The organism is Janthinobacterium sp. 17J80-10, from assembly GCF_004114795.1.
Classification (GTDB): Bacteria; Pseudomonadota; Gammaproteobacteria; order Burkholderiales; family Burkholderiaceae_D; genus Paucimonas.
Genome location: NZ_CP035311.1, coordinates 3,774,896 through 3,794,700 on the forward strand (window position 1 = coordinate 3,774,896; position 19,805 = coordinate 3,794,700).

Consider the following 19,805-nt stretch of genomic DNA (forward strand, 5'->3'; position numbering starts at 1 on the left):
ACATTAGCGTCGCATTCATTAAAATTGCATGTCGATGGAAGCTCGCGCTGCTTTGGTGGCAGATTCCTAAGGCAATTGTTCATTACTTTGTATGCTTCAGCACGTAGTTTCTGTGGGTCCGGAAAGGACGCATCTGCCCTTGCGCCAGTGCAGAAAAGACCAATCAACATAAAAGCAAATTTAATCTGCATGTTTTGTCCGTCTAACGCTTCATTGATGGGCCGGCGCCGCCGACCGTTCCGATACCGACTTGGCTTGCATTCCCGTTGAACTCTTTAACGCTATCATCGACGGTCCCGCTCCAATGAAATGTTATACCTAGGACAGGACTCAGCGTCCCGTCCACCAAGCTGCTTGCCAAACCTGCCTACCGCCAAACTGCCACTGGTTCAGGAGGCCCGCAACGTGCTCACTGCATCTCCTGCCAAAAACCGATAGCCTCGTATCGCTGCCAAGGCCGCAGGTCAGTAAAACCACGGCAGGATGGAGCTCGTCAAAACCGCAGGGCGAAAATTCCACAGCTAGACTTGCCTGCCAAGACAACCGCACGTGGCACACTGTCCGGGCCGCCGCAACGGGCTTAATCTTTAAAAACCAATTCCACTTCAAACCGAACGTGTCACTGATGCACCGATGACCGTAACTTGGTATTCAATCGGTATAACTTTAATTAGGTGGAATCACGTGTCCGCTTTTCCCGGCAAGCAGCTGCCTGAATCTGGACACCGAACCGTCTGAAATGCTGTATCCATGCGCCCTCCAACAATGTACTGAACAAAGAAACAGTACTAATTAAATACAAAAACCGTCACAAATCCAATCGCGGTCAGACCTGCTGTCCGCCTAACCCAGCCAGACGCCACCTAACCCCTGCGAGCAAATTTGCGGAAACGCAGTGCCTGCCTGTGTTTTGACAATAAACTGTATAAAAGCACAGTACTAATTAAATGAAAAAAACGTCACGGAGCACGGGACATGTCCTCTTCTGCTAAACCGCCGAAATTGCTTGATCAATTGAAACGTTGTCTTCGTGACAAGCATTATAGCGCGCGAACCGAGGAAGTCTATGTTTATTGGGTACGCTGGTTTATCCGTTTTCACGGGTTGCGTCATCCGGTAGAAATGGGTGCTATAGAGGTAAAAGCGTTCCTGTCCTACCTGGCCAACGATCGCCATGTCGCTGTATCCACGCATCGGCAAGCCTTGTGTGCGTTGCTGTTTCTTTACAAGGAAGTGCTAGGAGTCGAGTTGCCATGGCTGGACGATTTGCACCGGCCGACCAAGCCGGCACGGCGACCAACTGTACTGACGCCGGCAGAAGCCGAAAACATTTTCCAGCGCATGCAGGGAACGCATGCCTTGATGGCACAGTTGATGTATGGCACAGGCATGCGGTTGATGGAATGCGTCGGTTTGCGGGTCAAGGATGTCGATTTTGCCCGGCACGAAATCACTATTCGTCATGGCAAGGGCGGCAAGGACCGCATGACGGTGTTGCCACTGTCACTGACGGCTGCATTACGCGAACAAGTTGCCGCTGCCAGAGCCGTATACGACGCCGATCGCGCAGAACAACGCATGGGGGTTGCGCTGCCAGATGCGCTGGAACTGAAATATCCCCGCGCTGGCATGCAATGGGGCTGGTTTTGGGTCTTTCCTTCAGATCATGAATCCACAGACCCGCGTTCTGGCGTCATACGCCGTCATCATACGTACGAACAAACCTATCAGCGCGCCATCCAGCGCGCCGCCGCTGATGCAAAAATCGCCAAGCGCGTCACTTCGCACACCTTCCGCCATTCGTTTGCCACCCAATTGCTGGAAGCCGGCTATGACATCCGCACCGTTCAGGAATTGCTCGGCCACGCGGATGTTGCGACGACAATGATCTATACGCATGTGCTGAACCGCGGCGGGCGCGGCGTGCATTCGCCCATGGATGCATTAAGACAGTCCCGCTTTACCGCCGAGCAGGAACGTGCCGGATACGCGAGGCCTCAGTCGCGGCCTGATTCCTCGCCCAGCTCGCGCCCGCGCGCGGATGCGGCATGCAGCGCCTTGACGATGGCTTGCTTCACGCCGGAAGCCTCCATGCTGGTCAGCGCCGCGTAGGTGGTGCCGCCCTTGGAGGTGACGCGCTCGCGCAGCACCGAGACTGGCTCGGTCGAATCCGCCGCCAGGTGCGAAGCGCCGACGAAGGTGGCAATCGCCAGTTGCGTGCCCTGCTCCGCCGACAGGCCCATTTCCTGCGCGGCTTGCTGCATCGCCTCGATGAAGTAGAAAACGTATGCCGGGCCGCTGCCCGAGACGGCCGTCACCGGATCGATCAGCGCTTCATCATCCAGCCAGACGGTCTGACCGACTGCGCGCAGGATGGCGTCCGCCGCCTCGCGCTGCGCTGCCGTCACGCCCGGCAGCGCCACCGCGCCGGTAATGCCCTTGCCGATCAGCGCCGGGGTGTTGGGCATGCTGCGCACGATGGCGCCATGCCCGCCCAGCCAGCGCGACAGGTCGGCGGCGCGAATGCCCGCGGCAATCGACAGCACCAGCTGCCTGCCGATATGCGGCAGCAGTTGCGCTGCGACTTCTTTCATTTGCTGCGGCTTGACCGCCAGCACGATCACATCGGATTGCGCCAGCACGGCGTCGGCGCTCTGCGCGGTGGTGACGCCGAACTGTTGCGCCAGCTTTTGCAGCGAGGCGGCATTCGGGTCCACCACATGGATATTGGCGCCGGCGGTCAGCTTGCCGGCCAGGCCGCCGATCAGGGCGGTGGCCATGTTGCCGCCGCCGATAAATGCGATTTTCAGCTTGTCTTGCATGATGGTCTTTCTGTTTCGATGAGTTTCTGTTTGAATTTGTGCGCAAATTATTGTGACGGGTAGCTGCGCCGCCCGAAGATCGCCGTGCCGACGCGCACGATGGTAGCGCCCTCGGCCACCGCCGCTTCGAGGTCGCCCGACATGCCCATCGACAGCGTGTCCAGCGGCAGGCCGGCGGCGCGCAGGGTGTCGAACAGGCGGCGCACCTGGCCAAACGCGGCGCGCTGCTCCGCCACGTCGTCGCTCGGCTCGGGAATTGCCATCAGCCCGCGCAGGCGCAGGCGCGGCATGGCCGCGACCGCCTGCGCGATGGCGGCGACGTCCAGCAGCGGCGCGCCGCTCTTGCTGGCTTCATTGCTGACATTGACTTGCACGCAGACGTTCAGCGGCGGCAGGTGGGCAGGCCGCTGGTCCGACAGGCGCTGGGCGATCTTTTCACGGTCGACCGAATGCACCCAGTCGAAATGCTCGGCGATCGGCCGCGTCTTGTTGCTCTGGATGGGGCCGATGAAATGCCAGGCGAGTTGCGCCTCGGGCAAGGTCTCCCGGACGGCGGCCATCTTGTCGAGCGCTTCCTGCAGGTAGTTTTCGCCAAAGGCGGTTTGCCCGGCTGCCGCCGCTGCCGCCACGTCGCTGGCGCCGAAGGTCTTGGAGACCGCCAGCAGGCTCACCTCGTGGGGCTCGCGCGACACTGCGCGCGCTGCTTGCGCAATCCGTGCCTGCACGGCTTGCAAGTTATGAGCGATTACGGACATAATCGGATTACTTTACAGGATGTAACATTTCAATTTGAACAACACGCACCGCCCACGCTTGTGTCACCATGACATTGGCGCCTTCCGAACGGCTCAGGGATTATAAATGGACATTTCCGAACTCCTCGCTTTTTCCGTCAAGAACAACGCCTCCGACTTGCACCTGTCGGCCGGCTTGCCGCCCATGATCCGCGTGCATGGCGACGTGCGCCGCATCAACCTGCCGCCGCTGGAGCACAAGGATGTGCACGGCATGGTCTATGACATCATGAACGACGGCCAGCGCAAGGTGTATGAAGAAAAGCTGGAAATCGACTTTTCCTTTGCCATTCCGGGCCTGGCGCGCTTCCGTGTGAATGCCTTCAACCAGGACCGCGGCGCCGCAGCCGTGCTGCGCACCATTCCTTCCAAGATCCTGAGCCTGGAGCAGTTGAATGCGCCGAAGATCTTTGGCGACCTGGCCCTGAAGCCGCGCGGCCTGGTGCTGGTGACCGGCCCCACAGGCTCGGGCAAGTCCACGACCCTGGCCGGCATGGTCAACCATGTCAATGAAACCGAATACGCCCACATCCTGACCATCGAGGACCCGATCGAATTCGTCCACGATTCCAAGAAATGCCTGATCAACCAGCGTGAAGTGGGGCCGCATACGCATTCCTTCACCGCCGCCTTGCGTTCGGCGCTGCGTGAAGATCCGGACGTGATCCTGGTGGGCGAATTGCGCGACCTCGAAACCATCCGCCTGGCGCTGTCCGCCGCGGAAACCGGCCACCTGGTGTTCGGCACCCTGCACACCTCGTCGGCCGCCAAGACCATCGACCGTATCATCGACGTCTTCCCCGGCGATGAAAAGGAAATGGTCCGCGCCATGCTGTCGGAGTCGCTCCAGGCCGTCATTTCGCAAACGCTCCTGAAAACCAAGGATGGTTCGGGTCGCGTCGCCGCCCATGAAATCATGATCGGCACGCCGGCGATCCGCAACCTGATCCGCGAAGCCAAGATCGCGCAGATGTATTCAGCCATCCAGACCGGCTCCAACGTCGGCATGCAGACGCTGGACGGCAACCTGACGGACCTCGTGCGCCGCAATATCATTTCTCCGGCAGCCGCACGCTCCGCAGCGAAGACCCCGGAAAATTTCCCAGGCTGATGCCCGCGGCTTATAGATTAAGGAAGCACCATGGAACGCGATCAAGCAACCAAATTCATGAACGACTTGCTGCGCCTGATGGTCAGCAAGAATGGCTCGGACCTGTTCATCACCGCAGAATACCCGCCGGCCTTCAAGATCGACGGCAAGATGACGCCGGTATCGAACCAGCCGCTCTCGCCCCAGCACACCATCGAGCTGGCGCGCGCCATCATGAGCGACAAGCAGGCAGCCGAATTCGAGGCGACCAAGGAATGCAACTTCGCCATCAGCCCCGGCGGGCTGGGTCGCTTCCGCGTCTCCGCCTTCGTGCAGCAGGGCCGCGTAGGGATGGTGCTGCGGACCATCACCACCAAGATTCCCAAGCTCGAAGACCTGGGCGTGCCGGACATCCTGAAGGAAGTGGTGATGACCAAGCGCGGCCTGGTGATCATGGTCGGCGCCACCGGCTCCGGCAAATCCACCACCCTGGCCGGCATGGTCGGCTACCGCAACGAAAACAGCTACGGCCACATCATCACAGTTGAAGACCCGGTCGAATACATCCACCCGCACCACAACTGCATCGTCACCCAGCGCGACGTCGGCGTCGACACCGAGGGCTGGGGCGTGGCCCTGAAAAACACCTTGCGCCAGGCGCCGGACGTGATCCAGATCGGCGAAATCCGCGACCGCGAAACCATGGATTTCGCCATTGCCTTCGCCGAGACCGGCCACCTGTGCCTGGCCACCATGCACGCCAACAGCTCCAACCAGGCGCTCGACCGCATCATCAACTTCTTCCCGGAAGAGCGCCGCCAGCAATTGCTGATGGACTTGTCGCTGAACCTGAAAGCCATGATCTCGCAGCGCCTGATTCCGCTGCGCGACACCAAGGGCCGCTGCGTGGCAGTCGAGGTGATGCTGAATTCGCCGCTGATTTCCGACCTGATCTTCAAGGGCGATGTCCACGAGATCAAGGAAATCATGAAGAAGTCGCAGGAGCTGGGCATGCAGACCTTCGACCAGGCCCTGTTCGAGCTCTACGAAGCCGACAAGATTTCGTATGAAGACGCATTGCGCAACGCCGACTCGGTCAACGACCTGCGCCTGACGATCAAGCTGCGCGGCAAGGACGCAAAGGGCCGCGACCTCTCCAAGGGCACGGAGCACCTGGGCATCGTATGACCGGCGTGGCGAGCGTTTACGACTTCGCCGCCGAGAGCCTTTCCGGCGGCAAGGTCGAACTCGGCCAGTATCGCGGCCGCGTGCTTTTGATCGTCAATACCGCCAGCCAGTGCGGCTTTACGCCGCAATACCAGGGCCTGGAAAACCTGCACCGCGACTATGGCGGGCGCGGCCTGGCGGTGCTGGGGTTTCCCTGCAACCAGTTCGGCCGGCAGGAGCCTGGCGACGCCGCTGCCATCGGCGCCTTTTGCGAAAAGAATTACGGCGTGAGTTTCCCGATGTTCGCCAAGGTCGATGTCAACGGCGGCCATGCCCATCCCCTGTACGTGCAGCTGAAACGCCAGGCCCGCGGCATTTTCCGCACGCAGTCGATCAAGTGGAATTTCACCAAGTTCCTGGTGAAAAAGGATGGCAGCGTGTACCGGCGCTATGGCCCGCGCACCGCGCCAGAGGCGCTGCGCGCCGATATCGAGAAACTGCTGGCCGAGTAGCCCCCCGGGGACACTTCCCCGCCTTCCTCAAATCACCCCGAACAGTTTCAGCGCCAGCGGCAGCAATACCGCCGTCAGGGCGCCGGTCACGCCCATCGCCAGGCCGGCGAAGGCGCCCATCTCCGCGCTGACCTGGAATGCCCGCGCGGTGCCCAGGCCATGCGCGGTCACCCCCATGGCAAAGCCGCTGATGCTGTCATCGCGGATCTTAATGCGCGGCATGATGAATTGCGCCAGCGAGGCGCCCAGGATGCCGGTGACGATGACCATGACGGCGGTCAGCGACGGCAGGCCGCCGATTTTCTCGGCAATGCCCATGGCGATCGGCGTCGTCACCGATTTCGGCGCCAGCGACAGCACCACCGCCGGCGAGGCCCCGAGCAGCCAGGCGATGCCCATGGCAGTGACGACGGCAGTGGCTGACCCCATCAGGGTGCCGACCAGGAACGAGAGCCAGTGACGCTTCAGTTTTGCCAGTTGCTGGTAGAGCGGAATGGCCAGCGCCACCGTGGCCGGCCCCAGCAGGAAGTGCACGAATTGCGCGCCGTCGAAATAGTTGCGATAAGGCGTCCTGGTGATGGCCAGGAGCACCACCAGGATACCGACCGCAATCATCACCGGGTTAACCAGCGGGTTGCCCCTGGCGCGCACGTGCAGGGCCAGCGCCAGCTGGTAGGCCAGCAGGGTGGCCGCCAGCCACATCAGCGGCGACGTGGAAAGATAGACCCAGACGCTGTTGAAATCGGGATTCATTTTTGCAGCCACTTGATGGATAGGGCCGTGACGACCATGCCCAGCACCGTGGACACCACCAGGGCGGCGGCAATCGGCAGCCATTCGTCGGCGATGCGCTGGCCGTGCAGCATGACGCCGACGCCGGCGGGCACGAACATGACCGACAGGTGGCGCAGCAAGCCATTGGCGGTGGGCGCCAGTTGTTCCGCGGCATTGCCTTTCACCATCAGGAAAATCAGCAGGAGCAGCATGCCGATCACCGGCCCCGGAATCGGCAGGTTGAAGCCGTGGGCGATGACTTCACCGGCCAGCTGGAACAGCAGGAGGATGACAAATGTATTGATCATGTTCGCGCGTGGGCAATATCTGGAATAATGGGGTCCGTCAAAGCACACATCTTACTGCAAGAATATGGGAAACCGACTCTCGAAAATCGCCACCCGCACCGGCGACGATGGCAGCACTGGCCTGGGCGACGGCAGCCGCACCGCCAAGGACAGCCTGCGCGTGCACGCCATGGGCGACGTGGATGAACTCAATTCGCACCTGAGCGTGCTGCTGTGCGAAGACCTGCCGGCGGCGCTGCGGGAAGAATTGCTGTCGATCCAGCATGACCTCTTCGACCTCGGCGGCGAACTGTGCATTCCGGGCTACAGCATGGTGACGGACGAGCACGTGGCGCGGCTCGACGGCTGGCTGGAAAAATACAATGCAGATCTACCGGCACTGCAGGAATTCATCCTGCCGGGCGGCGCCCGCGCTGCCGCCCTGGCGCATGTCTGCCGCACGGTGTGCCGGCGCGCAGAACGCAGCGTGGTCGCGCTCGGTCACGCCGAAGCCTTGCACGCGCATCCGCGCCACTACCTGAACCGCCTGTCGGATTTGCTGTTCGTGCTGGCGCGCGTGCTGAACCGCCACGCCGGCGGCGGCGATGTCCTGTGGGACCGCAGCCGCGCGCGCTGACGCCGGGGCTTATTGCTTGCGCTTGTCGTGCTCGATGAGCGCGTAGGCGGAGTGGTTGTGGATCGACTCGAAGTTTTCCGCTTCCAGCGTGTAGGCGGCGATGCGGCTATCGGCATTGAGCATGCCGGCGACGTCGCGCACCAGGTCCTCGACGAATTTCGGGTTTTCGTAGGCGCGCTCGGTGACGTATTTCTCGTCCGGGCGCTTCAGCAGGCCATACAGTTCGCAGGACGCCTGCGCTTCGATCCTGGCGATCAGCTGGTCGATCAGGATCTCGCCGGCCAGGATGGCGCTGACGGTGATGTGCGAACGCTGGTTATGGGCGCCATAGGCGGAGATTTTTTTCGAGCAGGGGCACAGGCTGGTCACCGGCACCATCACTTTCAGGGTGACTTCGATTGCGTCGCCGCGGATCTCGCCGGTCAGGCCCACTTCGTAATCCATCAGGCTTTCCACGCCGGACACCGGCGCGGTCTTGTTGATGAAATACGGCAGGGTCAGTTCGATGCGCCCGGCGTCGGCGTCCAGCAGCTTGACCATCTTGCGCAAGAGCCCGGAGAAATGGGGAATGTCGAGCGGCGCACGATTGCCTTCCAGGAGCGCGATGAAGCGCGACATGTGCGTGCCTTTCTGCGCTTCTGGCAGCTGCACGTACATGTTCCAGGTGCCCACAGACGGTTGCGCGCCCGAACTGGTCTTGATGGTGACGGGATAGCGCACGCCCTTGACGCCGACGCGCTGGATCGCCAGGCGACGCGTATCTGGCGTGCTCTGCACGTCGGGAATGGTGGTCAGGTTCAGGTCGCGGCTATTCATCGCAGTGCTTTCAAAGTGTGCCGCATTCGGCGGCACGGATCATTCAGTTGTTGACGACCAGGCGCGGCTCGCCCTTGTCATCCTTGCCGAAGCGCCGTCGCACGGCAGCTTCGATGCCGGCGGCGTCCAGCCCGCACATGGCCAGCAGCTGGGCTGCGTCGCCATGGTCGATGAACTTGTCCGGCAAGCCCAGGTGCAGAACCGGCTTGACGATGCCCGCTTCGGCCAGCGCCTCGGCAACCGCCGAACCGGCGCCGCCCATCAGCGCACCCTCTTCCACCGTCACCAGCGCATCGTGGGTCTGGGCCAGTTGCCGCACCAGATCCGCATCGATGGGCTTAACGAAGCGCATGTTGGCCACCGTCGCATTCAGGGCGTCGCCTGCGGCCAGCGCCGGCGCCAGCATGGTGCCAAAGGCGAGGATGGCAATGCCTTTGCCTTCGCGGCGGATTTCACCCTTGCCCACAGGGAGGGTCTGCAAATCCTTCTGCACCGCAGCGCCGACGCCTGCGCCGCGCGGATAGCGCACGGCAGCAGGACCATTATATTGGAAAGCGGTGGAGAGCATCTGCCGGCACTCGTTTTCATCGGACGCCGCCATGACCACCATGTTGGGGATGCAGCGCAGGAAGGCCAGGTCGTAATTGCCGGCGTGGGTGGCGCCGTCGGCGCCGACCAGGCCGGCGCGGTCCAGCGCAAAGGTCACGTCCAGGTTTTGCAGGGCGACGTCGTGGATCAGCTGGTCGTAGCCGCGCTGCAGGAAGGTCGAATAAATCGCCACCACCGGCTTCAGGCCCTCGCACGCCAGGCCTGCGGCAAACGTCACGGCATGCTGCTCGGCGATGCCGACGTCATAGTAACGGTCGGGGAAGCGCTGCTCGAACGCGACCATGCCGGAGCCTTCGCGCATGGCTGGCGTCACGCCGATCAGGCGCTTGTCGGCCGCGGCCTGGTCGCACAGCCAGTCGCCGAAAACTTGCGTGTAGGTCAGCTTGCCGGCCTTGGCGGGCTTGATGCCTTCGGCGGGGTTGAACTTGCCGGGGCCATGGTAGAGCACCGGGTCGGCTTCGGCCAGCTTGTAGCCCTGGCCTTTTTTGGTCACCACGTGCAGGAATTGCGGGCCCTTCAATGCCTTCAGGTTTTGCAGGGTCGGCACCAGCGATTCGAGGTCGTGGCCATCGATGGGGCCGATGTAGTTGAAACCGAATTCCTCGAACATGGTCGCCGGCATGATCATGCCCTTGGCATGTTCTTCCAGGCGCTTGGCCAGTTCCAGCATCGGCGCCGGCAGCACGGTCTTGCCGACGTTGCGCGCGGCGGCATAGAACTTGCCGGACATCAGGCGCGCAAGATACCGGTTCAGCGCGCCCACCGGCGGCGAGATCGACATGTCATTGTCGTTCAGGATCACCAGCAGGTTGATGTCTTCGTACACCCCGGCGTTGTTCAGCGCTTCGAAAGCCATGCCGGCGGTCATGGCGCCATCGCCAATGACGGCGATGGCATGGCGGTTCTCGCCCTTGGTCTTTGCCGCCAGCGCCATGCCGAGCGCCGCCGAAATCGAGGTCGAGGAGTGGGCCGTGCCGAAGGTATCGTATTCGCTCTCGTCGCGGCGCGGAAAGCCGGAAATGCCGTTGAACTGGCGCAGCGTGGCCATGCGGTCGCGCCGGCCCGTCAGGATCTTGTGCGGATAGGTCTGGTGGCCGACATCCCAGACGATGCGGTCTTCCGGGGTGTTAAAGACATAATGCAGCGCAATCGTCAGCTCCACCGTGCCCAGGTTGGACGACAGGTGGCCGCCGGTCTTGGAGACCGAGTCGAGCACGAAGGCGCGCAGTTCGTCCGCCAGCGGCGGCAGGTCGGCGCGCGCCAGGGTACGCAGGTCGGCGGGGCTGTTGATTTTTTTTAGCAAGTCCATGGGATATTTTCTAATATTCTGTTCTTAAGACTGTCTCTCGACGATCAGGTCTGCCAGCTGGCGCAGGCGCAAGCCCTGGTCGCCAAACGGCTGCACCGCGCGGTGGGCATCCGCCCGCAATTTTTCCGCCAGTGCGCGCGACTGCGCCAGCCCCAGGATCGACACATAGGTCGGCTTGTTGTCGGCCGCATCCTTGCCGGCGGTCTTGCCGAGCACAGCCGAGTCGGCGGTGGCGTCGAGGATATCGTCGACCACCTGGAATGCCAGGCCCACTGCCGCCGCATAGGCATCCAGCGCCGCCGTGTCGGAGGGCGTCAAGGCCTTGCCGCACCAGGCGCCCAGCAATACCGAGGCGCGCAGCAGCGCGCCGGTCTTCAGGCGGTGCATCTGTTCCAGTTCCTCCAGCGACAGGGCCAGGCCGACGCTGGCCAGATCGATCGCCTGGCCGCCGCACATGCCCGCCGACCCCGATGCCTCCGCCAGCAGGCGCAGCATGGCCAGCTTGCGGGCAGGGTCGCCCGTGCCCTCGGCCAGCACCAGGAAAGCCTGCGACTGCAGGGCGTCGCCCACCAGCAGCGCGGTGGCTTCACCATACTTGACATGCACCGTCGGCTTGCCGCGGCGCAGCGCATCGTCATCCATGCAGGGCATGTCGTCATGCACCAGCGAATAGGCATGGATCATTTCCACGGCCGCCGCCGCGCGTGCCAGCTCCGCGTCGGACGCGGCAAACAGCGCGCCGGCAGCAAAGACCAGCAGCGGGCGCACGCGCTTGCCGCCATCGAGCACGGCATAGCGCATGGCGGCATGCAATTCTTGCGGGAGGGCTGCCTCGGCCGGCAGGCACTCCGCCAGCGCTTGTTCCATGCCGGACTGGACGCTGCGCATCCAGTCGGCAAACCCTGCCGCGCTCATGCCTCGTCCCCTGCGCCATCGGCGGCAAAGGGCTTGAGCATGTCGCCCTCGAGCACCTTGACCTGGTTTTCCACCTTGTCCAGCTGGGCAGCACAATATTTCACCAGTTCGGAACCGCGCTGGTACGCCGCCACCGAGGCTTCCAGCGGCAACTCGCCTTCCTCCATCTGCGTGACCAATCGCTCCAGCTCCGCCATCGCCTGCTCAAACGATGCCGGTTCACTGGCGGGAACATTCTTTTTTGACATAAAGATCCAAACTGAAAGCTAACCCGTTATTTTAGAACAAACCAACCCGGCTGGGACTGAGCGGCAACGAACGAATATAAACGATAATGATTTTCATTTACATAACTCGGCTTTTTACCTATACTGGCAGTAATTCGTTTTCTGCACTTGGAGGAAATATCATGAAATTGCTGTCCACCCTGCTTGCCGCTGCCATCGCCACCCTGGGCTTTGCTTCGGGCGCGGCGGCCGACGAAGTCGTCGTCTATTCCGCCCGCATCGAGCAATTGATCAAGCCGATGTTTGACGCCTATACCAAGCAGACCGGCACCACCATCAAGTTCGTTACCGACAAGGAAGGCCCGCTGCTGGAAAAGCTCAAGGCCGAAGGCGCCAATACCCCGGCCGACATGCTGATCACGGTCGATGCCGGCAACCTATGGCAGGCCGCCCAGGAAGGCTTGCTGCGCCCGGTCAATTCGCCGGTGTTGGGCGCAAACGTGCCGCCCCACCTGCGCGACCCCAACAACCTGTGGTTCGGCCTGTCGGTGCGCGCCCGCACGATTTTCTTCAACAAGAAGAACGTCAAGCCCGAAGAACTGTCGACCTACGAAGACCTGGCCAGCCCGAAATGGAAAAACCGCCTGTGCCTGCGCACCTCGAAAAAAGTCTATAACCAGTCGCTGGTCGCGATGATGATCGAGGAACACGGCGAAGCCAAAACCGAGCAGATCGTCAAGGGCTGGGTGAACAACCTCGCCACCGATGTTTTTTCGGATGACAGCAAGATGCTCGAAGCGGTCGGCGCCGGCCAGTGCGACATCGGCATCGCCAACACTTATTACTATGGCCGCCTGATCGAAAAGAAACCGAACCTGCCCATCGGCATCTTCTGGGCCAACCAGAAAACCGGCGGCGTGCACGTGAATGTCTCCGGCGCAGGCGTGACCAAGCATGCCAAGAACCCGGCCGGCGCGCAAAAGCTGATCGAATGGCTGTCGTCGGAGCAGGCGCAAAACCTGTATACCGACTCCGGCATGGAATATCCGGTCAACCCGAAGGTTAAGGCGGATCCGGTCCTGGTCGGCTGGGGCAACTTCAAGCCGAACGTGATCAATGTCAGCAAGGCTGGCGAACTGCAGGCCGTCGCAGTCAAACTGATGGACCGCGCCGGCTACAAGTAATCCTTCGATGAAGGACGTCACTGCCATCGCCGCTCCCGCCTCCCCCGCCATTGCCCAAGCCCTGCGCCTGCCGCGCATGGCGCTGGCGCGCTGGCTGACAGGCTGGCGCCTTGCTGCCTTCCTGGTCTCGCTGGTGACCCTGGTGCCGCTGGTGGTGGTGCTGTCCTCCTTCATGTACCCGCAGTCCGACACATGGCTGCACCTGTCGCAGCATGTCTTGCCCGGCATCCTGCTCAACACCCTGTGGCTGTCGCTGGGCGTGGCGGTCGGCACCGGACTGCTGGGTGTCACACTGGCATGGCTTACCGCCGTGTGCGAATTTCCCGGACGCCGCTTCTTCGCCTGGGCGCTGATGCTGCCGCTGGCCATGCCCGCGTATGTCACCGCCTTCGTGGCCATCGGCCTGCTCGACTTCACCGGGCCGCTGCAAACCCTGCTGCGCGAATGGTTCGGCACGAGCAGCTGGTTTCCGCGCATCCGCTCGCGCGGCGGCGTGATCCTGGTGATGACGCTGGCCCTCTACCCTTACGTCTACCTGCTGGCGCGCAATGCCTTCCTGACCCAGGGCAGGCGCGCCCTGGAAGCCGGGCAGTCGCTGGGACTTTCCCGGCGCAAGGGCTTTATCAGGATCGCCTTGCCGATGGCGCGCCCGTGGATCGTCGGCGGCATCATGCTGGTGCTGATGGAAACGCTGGCCGACTTCGGCACCGTCGCCATCTTCAATTACGACACCTTCACCACCGCCATCTACAAGGCCTGGTTTGGCCTGTTTTCCCTGTCCACCGCATCGCAACTGGCGTCGATCCTGGTGCTGATCGTGTTTGCCCTGGTGGCGGCCGAACAGCACTGGCGCGGCGTGCGCCGTTACCATGGCAGCGGCCGCAGCCAGGCCACGACCTATCGCCTGAAGCCGGCGCTGGGCTGGACCGTAAGCGCCGCGCTGGGCCTGTTCTTTTGCGCCGTTTTTGTCATTCCACTGCTGCAGCTGCTGATCTGGAGCGCCAGCGTATTCGCGGAAGAATTCGATGCCCGCTATCCGCTATTCATCTGGCATTCGGTGCTGCTGTCAGGCATTGCCGCCGCCCTGGTGGTCATGGCCGGCCTGATCCTGTCGTACGCGCTGCGCCTGTACCGCGACTGGCCGACGCGCTTTTTCACGCGCCTGTCGACGCTCGGCTATGCCGTGCCCGGCACCGTGCTGGCGGTCGGCATTTTCATTCCGGTGGCCTGGCTGGACAATACCCTGCTGGCGTGGCTGCCGGTGCTGGGCGGCGGCGACGGCAGCGTGCTCAAGGGCACCCTGACGGTAATGCTGCTGGCGTACGTGGCACGCTTCCTGGCGCCCGGCTTCAACGCCATCGACAGCGCCATGCAGCGCATCACGCGCAGCCAGGAAGAAGCCGCGCGCGGCATGGGGCTGTCCGGCTGGCGCCTGCTGGCAAGCGTGCATGTGCCGCTGCTGCGCGGCGGCCTGCTGACCGCGGCGCTGCTGGTATTCGTCGACGTCATGAAGGAAATGCCGATCACCCTGATGACGCGGCCGTTCGGCTGGGATACGCTGGCGGTGCGGGTATTTGAAATGACGTCCGAAGGCCAGTGGGAACTGGCAGCCCTGCCTGCCGTGGTGCTGGTGCTGGTCGGCTTGGTGCCGGTGGTGCTGCTGACCCGGCAGTCGGGCAAGTAAAATAGCGTAATGGATACTCTTAATTCGATGGACGCCGGCGGCGACACCATGCTGCAGCTGACTGGCATTTCCCACATCTACCAGCACACCGCCACATTCTCCGACCTCAGCTTCACGCTGGCGCGCGGCCAGATCGGCTGCCTGCTCGGCCCGTCCGGCTGCGGCAAGACCACGGCGCTGCGCTGCATTGCCGGCTTTGAAACCGTCAGCGCCGGCGCCATCCACGTCAATGGCCGCCTGGTCAGCAGCCGCGATTTTTCCATGCCGGCAGAACAACGCCACATCGGCATGGTCTTCCAGGACTATGCGCTGTTCCCCCACCTGGACGTGCGGCGCAACATTGCCTTCGGACTGCGCGGCCTGGAGCGCGACGCGATTGCGCGCCGCGTCGATGAAATGCTGGAAGTGGTCGGATTGCAGGCGCTCGGCAAGGCGTATCCGCACGAACTCTCGGGCGGCCAGCAGCAGCGCGTGGCGCTGGCGCGCGCGCTGGCGCCCAAGCCCGACCTGCTGCTGATGGACGAGCCGTTTTCCAACCTGGATGTCGAGTTGCGCGAGCGCCTCTCCGTCGAAGTGCGCGCCATTCTCAAGCAGCAGAATGCCACCGCGGTGCTGGTCACGCACGACCAGCACGAAGCCTTCGCCATTGCCGACGAAATCGGCATTGTGCACCAGGGCGTCATCCAGCAGTGGGATGCGCCCTACCGGCTCTACCATGAACCGGTCAACCGCTTCGTCGCCGATTTCATCGGCGAAGGCGTGCTCATACCCGGCAAGGTGCTGGCGCCGAACCGCATCGAAATCGAACTCGGTGCGGTGCCGGCCAGGATGCCCGAAGACTGCTGCCTCGGCTGCACGGTGGATGTGCTGGTGCGCCCCGACGACCTGATCCACGATGACGCCAGTCCCCTGCAGGCCAAAGTGCTCGCCAAGGCGTTTCGCGGCGCGGAGTTTCTGTATACGCTGGAGCTGCCCGGCGGCGCCAGGGTATTGTCGCTGGTGCCGAGCCACCACAATCATGCGCTCGGCGAAAAGATCGGCATCCGGCTTGAAATCGACCACGTGGTGGCCTTCAAGCGCTAAGGCTTCACGAAGCAGGTATCGCCTGCGCCGGGACCGATGCAGCAGCGCGCTGCTTGCCAGGTCGCCTGCTGTCATTCGCGTGCGGCCAGCCAGCCGTTGACGTTCGCCAACTCGGCTTCATTCAGCTTGCCGACCGCAGCCGCCAGCTGCAGCCGGTTCAGCAAAAATTGGTAGCGCGCCTCGACCAGGTTGTAGCGGGCCTGGTAAACATTTTGTTCGGCGTCGATCACATCGACGGTTGTTTTTGCGCCCACCTCGCGCCCCCGCTTGATCGAAGCCAGCCACGATGCGCTGGATACCTGCGCCTGCTCGAGCGCCTTGATCCGTGCCGTGCCGCTTTCGACCGCCAGGAAAAATTGCCTGGTCCCTTGCACTGCATCGCGCCGCACGGCTTCCAAGGTGTGTCGCTGTTGCTCCCGCACCGCCACTGCCTGCCGCAGCTGCGCGCTGCGGCCGCCGCCGGTATACAGCGGGATCGACAGTTGCAAGCCGATCGCACCGCTGGCCTTGCGCTCAGGCGCACCGGCTGCGGCAATGCTGCCATCCCATTTCCTGCCGTAGCTGGCAACGAGCGAAACCGCAGGGGCGCTTTCAAGGCGGTAGCGATCGATATCCTGGCGGGCATGGTCGAGACCGAGTTGCTGCGCCTGGAGTGCCAGGTTGCTTTCCTGTGCCAGCAGCATCCATGCACCCAGCGAAGCCGGTTGCAAAATGGTAGCGGCATGCTCTTCCGACACTGGCGCCAGCTGCGCCGGGTCCAGATCGGTCAGTGTCTTGTAGACATCTGATTTGGTCGCCAAGTCGTTGCGGGCGGCGATCTCAATCGCAATGATTGCGTCGAAGCGGGCTTGCGCTTCATTGGCATCGGTAATGCTCGAGGAGCCGACCTCGAGCATTTTTTTTGCTTGCGCCAGCTGCTGGCCGACCGCTTCCTTCTGGGCGGCGACCAGCTTCAGGTTTTCTTGCGCCAGCACGGTGTCACAATAGGCTTTTGCCACGCGCAAGATCAAATCCTGTTCCTCCGCGCGATATTGCACGGCAGCTTGCCGCGCCTGCAGTTTCAACTGGTCTCGCCCCACCGTCGCTGCCGCATCGTAGAGCGGCTGAATCAGCGTCACGCCCACTTCATATTGCGGCCCGCGCATGCGGGTGGGCGGCGCGGCGGGATTGGCTTGTACGGAATCCGAAGTGCTGGCGGTCTGACCGGCATTGCCATTGAGCGCAATCTGCGGCAACATCGCGGCGGCACCCAGGTTGGCGTTTTCCAGCCCGGCGTTGCGTGCCTGTTCCGCGGCGGCGAAGCGGGCGTCATGCGTGCGGGCCGCCTGCCATGAGGACAATAGATTTGTGGCGCTCGCTGGCGTGCATAGCATTGGCAAAACCAGCAGCGCAACCGAATATGTTTTCGCCAACGATTGAAATGCTCTGTGCATCGTTATGGTCGTTTTTAAAAAAAACCGGGCGTGCCGAGACGCCCGGTAAACAGCGCCGGAGGTACGCTGGGGGAGAATAAGTTAAAGCAACATTGACTAAAAAATCGCGCGCGAACGAAGCATGGCGCTGCAAGGCAAGCCGCGCGGATTCATCGCTTCAGCATTGCTGCCGCTCATGAAAAACGCCACCGGCGCCCTGGGCAGTTCCCTGGGTGAGCGGGAACTGCCGCAGTGCATCCGGTGGCGTAATCATTGCATTAAAACTTCTGTTGGTAGCTCAACGTCAAGGTACGTCCGCGGCCAGCGAAATAATTGTCATTGGCCGTCTGCGATCCAGCGTCTGCCTGCGCAAAGTAGCCGATGTACTGGCGGTCGAGCAGGTTTTCGATGCCGACACCGAAAGTGCCCCACCGGGTCTTGTAACTGCCGCTCAGGTCGAACAGGGCGTAACCGTTGAAATGCTCTTCCTGGCTGCTTGCGCCGATGAAGCGCCCCACGTTGATATGGCGCGAGAACAGTTGCGTCCCTTGCAAGCGGACACTGCCTTCCGGCGCGAAGGCCCAATTGACGCCCATGACCAGCTTGTCGGGACCCTGCGAACGTGCCCCCTGGTCGAGGTCGAGCGGCGCACCTTGTGCAGCGGCACGTTTGCCGATGGTCTTGGAATAAGTGCCATTGACGGTCCATGCCTTCGCCAATCGGAGCTCACCCATCAATTCCCATCCCCGGACATCGACTGGGATGCGTTGAACGGTACCGACGCCGGTCGCCGCATTGACGGTCACGCTCGAACCCAGTTCAGACGTTGAAATGAAGTACGAAATGCCGACATTGCCCCAGGCTCCGCGCTGCGTCAGGCCGATTTCCTTGTTCTTGGTGATTACCGGCTTCAAGTCGACCAGTGTGGCGGCCGACTTGCCTGCGGTATTGACGCTGCGCAAAACAACGCCGACATCAGCGATACCGAATCCTTCGTTGTACGAAGCATACGCCGACCAGCCGCCGCCGAACCGGTAGATACCGCCGATATTCGGAATCACCTTCTCAAACGACTGGCTGCCGCCCTGGACATCATGCGCGCCGTTGAACCACAAGGTGCGATAGGGAGCGACGTCCAGCGTCGCTTTTTCATAGCGCAAGCCGCCTTTCAGCGTCGCAGCGCCAATGTCGTATTCAAGTTGCGCAAACGGCGCAATGCTGACGTACTCCATTGGCGGCACCCAGGTACGGTTGGTCAGCGCAAGACGCTGCTGGGACTCGTCGCGCAACCAGTCCAGACCTGCTGTCAATTCGAGCCCTTCAACCACCAGGTCCGGACGCACCCAGGTGAAGCGCGCGCCAAGCTTGTTGTCGGTGATCTCGGATTGCTCGACGAGGGTGCCGACTGGCGCAAACGCCGGATCCTGGAAAGCCGCCCGCCCGACGCTCGCGCCGAACATCGAGGCAAACTGCTGGCGGTATAACTGCGCCGTGAGCTCGCCGCCGAGCACGTCCTGATGGCGCCATTCCAGGCTGGTGCTTTTTACATCGTTGGTTTGTGGCATTCCTGGCGGCTTACCCGGCACCGATGTCGTCGGCACGCCTGCAGCGCGGTTGCCGTTGACGACCACGTAGTCATCGTTCGGATCGAGCGCAAATTGATTGTGCGAGAACTGGATTCGCTGGTTGCCGAAAGTGCGGCCGAGCTTGATGAATACGTCGGTAGCCTTGGAATCCATGGTGTCGCCGCGCTGGGCGTCCACGCCGATTCTTCGCCCGGAGGCATCATAGGACATGCCGCGGCTGGTGTAGCCGACATACGCCAGGCCATCGAAATCGTCGTTTTTATGAGCGACGGAGTATCCGGTTTTCCATGACAGGCTGTCAGACTTGAATTGCGATGTAAGGCGGGCATCGACCTGGAATTCCGTGCCGTTTTTCTTCGGCGCCTTGGAAATGTAATTGATGATGCCGCCGGTGGCGCCGAGTCCCTGGACCGCCGAAGCGCCAGCAATCACTTCGACCCTCTCGATCACTGCCGAATCGACAAAGGTGCCTTCGCGGGTGCCTACACGCAGCGGATTGGATTGCGGTATGCCGTCGAACAGGATCAATGCAGCGCGTCCGCGCATGGATTCGCCGAACTGGTTCGACTTCTGCGTCGGCGGGGCATAGCCCGGAACGAACTGGGTGAGCGCAGCGGAGGGATCATCGGCAACCAGCATTTGTTGCGACAACTCCTTTTCAGTGACGACGCTGACCGCGCCGGCGATCTTGTCGATCGCCTTGGCGGTGCGGGTGACGGAAACCACGACGGACTGCACCTCGCTGGATTTGGCGCCGGCGGCCGAGTCGGCCTGTTGCGCCATTGCGGGAACACTCAGGGCCGCACACCACAAAGCCGAGTGAACGGCGCGGCTGATGGCGGTACGTGAATACGGTATGTTCATCATTTACTCCTAGTTTTACTGCGGCTAATAAAA

Annotated in this window: 17 protein-coding genes and 1 pseudogene; 8 read left to right on the plus strand and 10 right to left on the minus strand. The window is 62.1% G+C overall.

Features of this window, described 5'->3' with window-relative positions; translation table 11 throughout:
* Positions 1-975: 975 nt before the first annotated feature.
* A pseudogene (locus EKL02_RS16830) lies at positions 976-1,947 on the plus strand (integron integrase); the annotation flags it as partial.
* A 50-nt stretch (positions 1,948-1,997) separates the two neighbouring features.
* Here EKL02_RS16830 and proC read toward each other — a convergent pair.
* Both proC and EKL02_RS16840 read right to left on the minus strand, forming a co-directional pair.
* Positions 1,998-2,822, minus strand: a complete 825-nt coding sequence (gene proC / locus EKL02_RS16835; RefSeq protein WP_128903110.1) for a pyrroline-5-carboxylate reductase — start codon at positions 2,820-2,822, stop codon at positions 1,998-2,000.
* 47 nt (positions 2,823-2,869) lie between these two features.
* Positions 2,870-3,577 (minus strand): YggS family pyridoxal phosphate-dependent enzyme, encoded by a 708-nt coding sequence (locus EKL02_RS16840; RefSeq protein ID WP_128903111.1) that lies wholly within the window; start codon positions 3,575-3,577, stop codon positions 2,870-2,872.
* A gap of 106 nt (positions 3,578-3,683) precedes the next feature.
* On the opposite strand from EKL02_RS16840, the gene EKL02_RS16845 reads away from it, so the two are divergent.
* Genes EKL02_RS16845 through EKL02_RS16855 form a run of 3 tightly spaced genes read left to right on the plus strand, consistent with a single transcriptional unit; the run spans position 3,684 to position 6,385 of the window.
* Complete coding sequence (locus EKL02_RS16845; RefSeq protein WP_128903112.1) at positions 3,684-4,727, plus strand: type IV pilus twitching motility protein PilT; 1,044 nt, start codon at positions 3,684-3,686, stop codon at positions 4,725-4,727.
* Between the two features lie 30 nt (positions 4,728-4,757).
* Entirely contained in the window at positions 4,758-5,894 is a 1,137-nt protein-coding gene (locus EKL02_RS16850) for a PilT/PilU family type 4a pilus ATPase (RefSeq protein ID WP_128903113.1), read from the plus strand.
* A 5-nt stretch (positions 5,895-5,899) separates the two neighbouring features.
* A complete protein-coding gene (locus EKL02_RS16855) occupies positions 5,900-6,385 on the plus strand; it encodes a glutathione peroxidase (RefSeq protein WP_128903114.1) in 486 nt (161 codons plus the stop codon).
* 27 nt (positions 6,386-6,412) lie between these two features.
* On the opposite strand, the gene EKL02_RS16860 is transcribed toward EKL02_RS16855, so the two are convergent.
* Both EKL02_RS16860 and EKL02_RS16865 read right to left on the minus strand, forming a co-directional pair.
* Entirely contained in the window at positions 6,413-7,138 is a 726-nt protein-coding gene (locus EKL02_RS16860) for an LrgB family protein (protein ID WP_128903115.1), read from the minus strand.
* A complete protein-coding gene (locus EKL02_RS16865; RefSeq protein ID WP_128903116.1) occupies positions 7,135-7,467 on the minus strand; it encodes a CidA/LrgA family protein in 333 nt (110 codons plus the stop codon). Before EKL02_RS16865 ends, EKL02_RS16860 begins: the two co-directional genes overlap by 4 nt.
* Positions 7,468-7,531: 64 nt before the next feature.
* Between EKL02_RS16865 and EKL02_RS16870 the strand changes: the two genes are divergently transcribed.
* Entirely contained in the window at positions 7,532-8,083 is a 552-nt protein-coding gene (locus tag EKL02_RS16870) for a cob(I)yrinic acid a,c-diamide adenosyltransferase (RefSeq protein WP_128903117.1), read from the plus strand.
* 9 nt (positions 8,084-8,092) lie between these two features.
* On the opposite strand, the gene folE2 is transcribed toward EKL02_RS16870, so the two are convergent.
* Genes folE2 through EKL02_RS16890 form a run of 4 tightly spaced genes read right to left on the minus strand, consistent with a single transcriptional unit; the run spans position 8,093 to position 11,980 of the window.
* Positions 8,093-8,899, minus strand: coding sequence for a GTP cyclohydrolase FolE2 (gene folE2, locus EKL02_RS16875; RefSeq protein ID WP_128903118.1), 807 nt, complete (start codon positions 8,897-8,899; stop codon positions 8,093-8,095).
* A 43-nt stretch (positions 8,900-8,942) separates the two neighbouring features.
* The gene (dxs, locus tag EKL02_RS16880; RefSeq protein WP_128903119.1) at positions 8,943-10,817 is read right to left on the minus strand and encodes a 1-deoxy-D-xylulose-5-phosphate synthase; all 1,875 of its coding nucleotides are present in this window, start codon (positions 10,815-10,817) and stop codon (positions 8,943-8,945) included.
* A gap of 24 nt (positions 10,818-10,841) precedes the next feature.
* A complete protein-coding gene (locus EKL02_RS16885; RefSeq protein ID WP_128903120.1) occupies positions 10,842-11,732 on the minus strand; it encodes a polyprenyl synthetase family protein in 891 nt (296 codons plus the stop codon).
* Entirely contained in the window at positions 11,729-11,980 is a 252-nt protein-coding gene (locus EKL02_RS16890) for an exodeoxyribonuclease VII small subunit (RefSeq protein ID WP_128903121.1), read from the minus strand. The genes EKL02_RS16885 and EKL02_RS16890 overlap by 4 nt, the downstream gene beginning before the upstream one ends.
* 161 nt (positions 11,981-12,141) lie before the next feature.
* On the opposite strand from EKL02_RS16890, the gene EKL02_RS16895 reads away from it, so the two are divergent.
* From EKL02_RS16895 to EKL02_RS16905, 3 genes are read left to right on the plus strand one after another with little or no spacing between them, the layout of a single operon-like run.
* Positions 12,142-13,143, plus strand: a complete 1,002-nt coding sequence (locus EKL02_RS16895) for an extracellular solute-binding protein (protein WP_206732415.1) — start codon at positions 12,142-12,144, stop codon at positions 13,141-13,143.
* Positions 13,144-13,150: 7 nt separating this feature from the next.
* Complete coding sequence (locus EKL02_RS16900) at positions 13,151-14,827, plus strand: iron ABC transporter permease (protein WP_241687751.1); 1,677 nt, start codon at positions 13,151-13,153, stop codon at positions 14,825-14,827.
* Positions 14,828-14,875: 48 nt separating this feature from the next.
* On the plus strand, positions 14,876-15,910 hold the full coding sequence (locus EKL02_RS16905) for an ABC transporter ATP-binding protein (protein ID WP_128903566.1): 1,035 nt from the start codon (positions 14,876-14,878) through the stop codon (positions 15,908-15,910).
* Positions 15,911-15,981: 71 nt separating this feature from the next.
* Here the strand turns inward: EKL02_RS16905 and EKL02_RS16910 are convergent, their stop codons facing one another.
* Together EKL02_RS16910 and EKL02_RS16915 are read right to left on the minus strand one after the other, a co-directional pair.
* Positions 15,982-17,250 (minus strand): TolC family outer membrane protein, encoded by a 1,269-nt coding sequence (locus EKL02_RS16910; RefSeq protein ID WP_164932055.1) that lies wholly within the window; start codon positions 17,248-17,250, stop codon positions 15,982-15,984.
* A 350-nt stretch (positions 17,251-17,600) separates the two neighbouring features.
* Positions 17,601-19,772, minus strand: a complete 2,172-nt coding sequence (locus EKL02_RS16915) for a TonB-dependent receptor (protein ID WP_128903123.1) — start codon at positions 19,770-19,772, stop codon at positions 17,601-17,603.
* Positions 19,773-19,805: the final 33 nt, after the last annotated feature.